Genomic DNA, 6,031 nt, shown 5'->3' with positions numbered 1-6,031 from the left:
ATCAACGCCCGTGATACAGTCTCCTTTGATGGCATAGGTAACGATGGAAATCCCAGTAGCGCATCCAGCATAGTAAATTTGTACGCTGTGGGTAACGGCGGGGACATTAACATCAATACTGGAGGATCACTTTTTTTAAGCAATGGCGCTTTACTAATTGCTAACAGTAGTGGGCAAGGGAACGGGGGCAATGTGAATATTAATGCTGGCAATACAGTCTCTTTTGATGGTATAGACAATTATGGATTCGCTACGGCTGCATCAAGCAGGTTGGAGACAACAGGTGCGGGCAAGGGTGGAGATATAAACATCAAAGCTGGAGCGGTTTTGTTTACTAATGGCGCTCAACTAACTACTAGCAGCTATGGAGAAGGGAATGCAGGCAATATCAGTATTAATGCTGACGATAGAGTATCTTTTGATGGCGTTGGCATGAATGGAGGCTCCAGTGCTGCATTTAGCACTTTAGAACCTGGTGCTATCGGCAAAGGTGGGGACATCAATATTAATACTGATGGATCGGTTTTTTTAACTAACGGTGCTGGACTGCTTGCCAGCACTTTTGGGACAGGTGATACGGGTAGTATCAATATCAAAGCTGGCGAAAGAGTCTTCTTTGATGGGGTAGGTAGCAATACAGTCTCTAGCGGAGTTTTCATGACTGTGGAGCCTGAGGCTATAGGAAATGGTCGTAGCATCAACATCACAACCGACTCTCTTTCCCTAACTAATGACGCTCAAATACAGTCCATTCTTCGTGCAACCCCTGAAACTCTCCTTGGTGGACAAGGGAATGCAGGTAGTGTAAATATCAATGCTCGCGGTACAGTCTTATTTGATGGGGTAGGTAGCAATACATTCTCTAGCGGTGTACTCAGCAGTGTGGGAGCTGGAACCATAGGCGATGGTGGCGAAATCAACATTACGGCTGATTCCCTTGCTGTAACTAATGGCGCTTTCCTAAGTGCGAGTACCTTTGGACAGGGTAAGGGAGGCAATATTCAGATTAAAGCTGATGATTTTGTGATTGTCTCTGGGATCAGTTCTAATAAATTTTCTAGAGGGCTGTTAACTAGTACTGAGCCAGGGGCGCAGGGTCAGAGCGGAGAGATTACAGTTAATACAGGTGCTTTTCGTGTCGCGGATGGGGCAGTTGTGAACGCTCAAACTCTCAATGCTAGTGATGCAGGTAACATTACCATTAAGGCTAATACTTTTGAGGCTACTGGCGGTGGACAAGTACTCACTACTACTGGCGGTAGTGGCAGGGCAGGTAATATCACTATCAATACTACTGACAGCATGACTATCTCTGGTAGCGATCGCACTTTCTATGAGCGACTTGCTTTGTATGGCCCAGAAAGAGTCAGAAATCAAGGCCCTGCTAGTGGACTATTCGCTAACACCGATATCAACTCTACAGGAGACGGCGGTACAATCTCCATTAACCCAAATAAACTAACTATCACACAGGGTGCTGGCGTAGCAGTCAATAGCCAAGGTCAAGGAAACGCAGGTAACTTACTGATTCAACAAGCAGCCTCCATAACCCTTGATGATCAAGCATTCCTATCCGCAGCCACTGAAAGCGGTGAAGGCGGCAATATTATACTGCAAGCGCACGACTTATTGCTTTTGCGCCGTGCTAGTAAGATATCTGCTGAAGCTGGCAATAATGGCAATGGCGGCAATATCAATATAAATAGCGGCTTCATCGTTGCGGTTCCTTCAGAAAACAGTGATATCCTTGCCAATGCCTTTGAGGGAAATGGGGGTAATATCCAAATCACATCTCAAGGCATCTTTGGTATCCAGCCCCGTTCTAACCCAACTTCTCTGAGTGATATCACCGCTAGTTCTCAGTTTGGCGTAGACGGTGTAGTAAAAATTAACACACCTGATATCGACCCTAACAGTGGCTTAGTCAACTTACCAACCGTACCAGTTGACACCCAAGTAGCACAGACTTGTACCGCAGGTAGTGCTGTAGCTAAGAGCAGTTTTACTATCACTGGACGCGGTGGCTTACCACCTAATCCGGGTGAAGCCCTCAACGCTGACGCAGTGCAGGTAGATTTGGTGGGGAGCAACCCAGAAGTAGGTAAACCCTCTACTCCAGCAGTTTCTACAAATCCGATTAACCCAACACCAAATCGCATCGTAGAAGCTACTGGTTGGGTAATTGCTGCTAATGGCGATGTAATTCTCACTCTTCTTGCACCCACCGTCACGCCTCATCCTTCCTGGCAGAATCCAGCCGATTGTCGTGTGTTTAATCAACGTCAGGGAAGTTGAGCAACTTACACTGTCTATTTTTAGTAAAAACACGGTGCAAGTGGGGACAAAAACATGACAATAAAAAAATCTAGATTACGGAAAATCAAACGCCTTTTAAGTGTACTGCTGCTTTTGGCTATGTTCTTAGGCACGGGGTTGTTGCCCCCTACTTTCGCACATGTAACTGCGGAAAACTCCAGTGTTCAAAGCTTACTAAATGCCAAAAACTTGCTCGAACAGGGCAGTAAATTTTATGAAGGCGAACGGTTTGCTGATGCTGCTACTTCTTGGCAACAGGCTATCTCTGCATTAGAAGGCAATGGGGATGAATTGAGGCAAGCGATCGCACTGGGTAATCTCTCATTAGCTTATCAGCAATTGGGACGCTGGTCAGAGGCAGAAACTGCGATCGCTCAAAGTCTCAACTTATTAAAAACTACTCAAAATATAGACACCAAAGACTCCTCACAAATTCTAGCCCAAGTTCTAGATATCAAAGGTCGCCTGCAATTAGCTCAAGGCAAAGCTGAAGATGCCCTGGATACTTGGCGAATATCACTTGACATTTATACCAAAATCGGTAATCAAAGGGCAATTCTTCAAAATCGGATTAACCAAGCCCAAGCTTTGCAAGCTTTAGGATTTTATCGGCAAGCCGAGAAGACATTAAGAGAAAGTAGCCAGATTCTCCAAAGTCAACCCAACTCTCCTGTGAAAGTCGCAGCTTTGCATAGTCTCGGCAATGTGGTGCAAGTCACAGGTGATTTAGAAACATCTCGGCAGATATTGCAGCAAAGTTTAGAATTAGCTTCATCATTGCCAGATAAAGAAGCGATCGCTGATATTCTCCTCAGTCTGGGTAATACAGCCCGGGTACAGCAAGACACGCAAACAGCTATAAAATATTATCAACAAACTATCAAAACTGCAACCTCACCCACTACACGCATCCAAGCTCAAGCTAATCAACTAAGACTACTGCTGAAAACTGAGCAATTGTCAGCTTTCCAAACATTGTCCTCACAAATTAAAACTCAGCTTAACGACTTACCCATTAGTCGGACAGCGATTTCTGCGCGGATTAACTTTGCCCAAAGTCTAATGCAATTCCGAAAAACCGCCGCAGACAGTCCCTCATGGTTGGATATTGCCCAATTACTAGCAACAGCTATTGAGCAAGCAAAAAGTTTGCAAGATAAACGCACCCAATCCTACGCTATTGGTGTTTTAGGACAAGTGTATGAACAAACTCAACAGTGGTCTGATGCTCAAAATCTCACCCAACAAGCTTTGCTCATCGCTCAAGATATCGATGCTAAAGACATTGGCTATCAATGGCAATGGCAACTAGGACGTTTACTTAAAACTAAGGGAGATATAAAAGGAGCAGTAGCAGCTTACACAGAAGCAGTTAATAACCTGCAAGCCCTCCGCAGTGATTTAGTTACTGTCAATTCTGCGGTGAAATTTTCCTTTCGAGAAGAAGTTGAACCAGTTTATCGCCAGTTGGTTGATTTACTTTTGCAATCTCAGGATAATCAAGTTAGCTCAGAAAATCTCGAAAAAGCCAGCAATACAATCGAATCACTCCAAATAGCAGAACTAGAAAACTTCTTTCGCAACAACTGTTTGAATGCTCAAATCCGTAATCCCAAAAAAGATCCAACGGCAGCAATTATTTATCCATTTATTTTACCAGACCGCCTAGAGGTGATCGTTGAGTTGCCTCAACAGCGTTGGTTGCACTATACTACCCATGTAGTTGAAAAAGAAGTAGAAACTACTTTAGCGCAACTACAAGAAAATCTACCCAAACCACACACGCTCAGGCAGGTTCAATCTTTATCGCAGAAGGTTTACAAATGGCTGATTCAACCTGCCGAAGCTGCCTTAGCTGAAAATAAGACTCCTACTTTGGTGTTTGTGCTGGATGGCTGGTTGCGAAATATTCCGATGGCAGTTCTCTACGATGGCAAACAGTATCTAGTTGAGAAGTATAACATTGCACTCACCCCCAGTCTGCAACTGATTGAACCCAAACCATTCGAGAAGCAATTAAAGGCAATAGTCGCAGGATTGAGTGAAGCAAGTTCGGGATTTTCTGCACTACCCAACGTCAAACTTGAATTAGAACAAATCCGCTCTCAAGTTCCTAGCAGCATGCTTTTGAATCAAGAATTTACCAGCAAAGCTTTGCAAAACCGGATTAATTCTTTATCTTTCCCTATCGTTCATCTTGCAACTCATGGTCAGTTTAGCTCCAAGGCTGAGGCCCAGTATTCAGTTTGCCACTGTTAGCAATGCCTGTTCCAATACCACCCTTGCCGTCAAAGAAAAACTCATCACCAGCGCCGCCAATACCAGTGCCAGCGATCGTGTCATTGCCCAACCCAGTATTTAGTTTGCCACTGTTAGCAATGCCTGTTCCAGTACCACCCTTGCCCTCAGGGGGAGGATATGAAGCGGCGCCGTAGCCGGCGTTGCCGCCCTGACCAGTGCCAGCGATCGTGTCATTTCCCAACCCAGTATTCAGTTTGCCAATGTTACTGATGCCTGTCCCTGCACCGCCACCGCCGCCAGTACTGCTAGAATTGGGGTAATCATCTGCGCCGCTGCCTCCAAGACCCCCAATACCCTTGCTGATGATAGCGTCGTCGCCCGACCCAGCATTCAGATTGCCATTATTGCTGATGCCGATTCCAGCACCGCCTTCGCTGCCATTGATGTCCTTACCGATAACACCATCACGGCCTTTACCGCCAGTGCCGTTGCCTTTAAAGGTATCCAATCCTAAGCCTGTATAAATGAAACCTCCAGTTAAAACATCAATCCCAATTCCTGGAAATTTATTTAAATCTTCTCCTACTATTGTGTCGTTACCAGCAGTGCCTGTGAAATTGGGTGGAACCGTAAATCTAGGCATAATCAAAATCCTCTAAATTTAGATTAGTACTGAGCTGATTGCAATCTGTTTTTTTTCATTGATCTGCAATGCGATCGCATCGACTGACAATTCGATTGTATGGACTAACAATGCCATTGTTCCGGCTGACAATGCGATTGTATCCACTAACAATACCATTGCATCAAGTTACAACGTTATTGCATTGGCTGACAATGCGATCGCATCAACTAACAATGCCATTGCATCGGCTTACATAATTTACAGCAGTTTTCATATCTTTAAACCACCTGTTGATTCCTCTGTGCGCCTGGGGCGGCTTTGCGTGAGATAAAAAAGATGTGGTACATTTACGCGAAAATAGCTGTAAAAGCCTCCTGTTAGCTTTAGAGTTGTAATGGGCATATTAAATGTATACTTTATTACGGTATACATATATGCCTACCCAAGATACAACACGCCGTTTGCCTCCTCAATCAATTAGTCAAGATATTACTTCATTGCACGGTTTTCAAACCATCAGTACATACAATACAACCCGTGCTGATGCCTCTGCTGCAAACTTACAGCAAGCTTATCAAACTATGTTGAGTTTTCAACAAGCCGAAATCGAGAAACTAACTTTATACCGTGCTGCTGCTGATGCTGCGCGATTAGCAGAATGGGAATTTCACAATGCTGTATTAGCTATGAAAGAAGTTGTGCGCGGGCAATATGGGTCAGACAGCGATCAAGCTCAAGCAGTTGGACTGAAGAAAAAATCAGAGCGCAAGCGTTCTAACCGTAAAAAGTCAGTTGCGGCTGTAAGTTAATAGACCTCTTGCATTGAGTCAGTGTAGAGCATCGCTGACT

The 6,031-nt window shown here is 44.6% G+C and carries 5 protein-coding genes; 4 read left to right on the top strand and 1 reads right to left on the bottom strand.

Annotated features, from left to right (window positions below; genetic code table 11):
• A partial coding sequence (locus V7K73_RS04380) for a beta strand repeat-containing protein (RefSeq protein ID WP_334877485.1) occupies positions 1–2,295 on the top strand: 2,295 nt, incomplete at its 5' end.
• 54 nt (positions 2,296–2,349) lie between these two features.
• On the top strand, positions 2,350–4,575 hold the full coding sequence (locus V7K73_RS04375; protein WP_334877483.1) for a CHAT domain-containing protein: 2,226 nt from the start codon (positions 2,350–2,352) through the stop codon (positions 4,573–4,575).
• Here the strand turns inward: V7K73_RS04375 and V7K73_RS04370 are convergent.
• Entirely contained in the window at positions 4,532–5,200 is a 669-nt protein-coding gene (locus tag V7K73_RS04370) for a hypothetical protein (protein WP_334877481.1), read from the bottom strand. The two genes, V7K73_RS04375 and V7K73_RS04370, sit on opposite strands and share 44 nt — an antisense overlap.
• A 58-nt stretch (positions 5,201–5,258) precedes the next feature.
• Here V7K73_RS04370 and V7K73_RS04365 point away from each other — a divergent pair, with 58 nt between their 5' ends.
• Both V7K73_RS04365 and V7K73_RS04360 read left to right on the top strand, forming a co-directional pair.
• On the top strand, positions 5,259–5,513 hold the full coding sequence (locus V7K73_RS04365) for a hypothetical protein (RefSeq protein ID WP_334877479.1): 255 nt from the start codon (positions 5,259–5,261) through the stop codon (positions 5,511–5,513).
• 103 nt (positions 5,514–5,616) lie between these two features.
• The gene (locus V7K73_RS04360; RefSeq protein WP_334877477.1) at positions 5,617–5,991 is read left to right on the top strand and encodes a hypothetical protein; all 375 of its coding nucleotides are present in this window, start codon (positions 5,617–5,619) and stop codon (positions 5,989–5,991) included.
• Positions 5,992–6,031: the final 40 nt, after the last annotated feature.

The sequence above is a fragment of the Nostoc sp. genome (assembly GCF_036916975.1).
Taxonomy (GTDB): domain Bacteria; phylum Cyanobacteriota; class Cyanobacteriia; order Cyanobacteriales; family Nostocaceae; genus Nostoc.
This window is presented reverse-complemented; position numbering and strand designations above follow the sequence as displayed.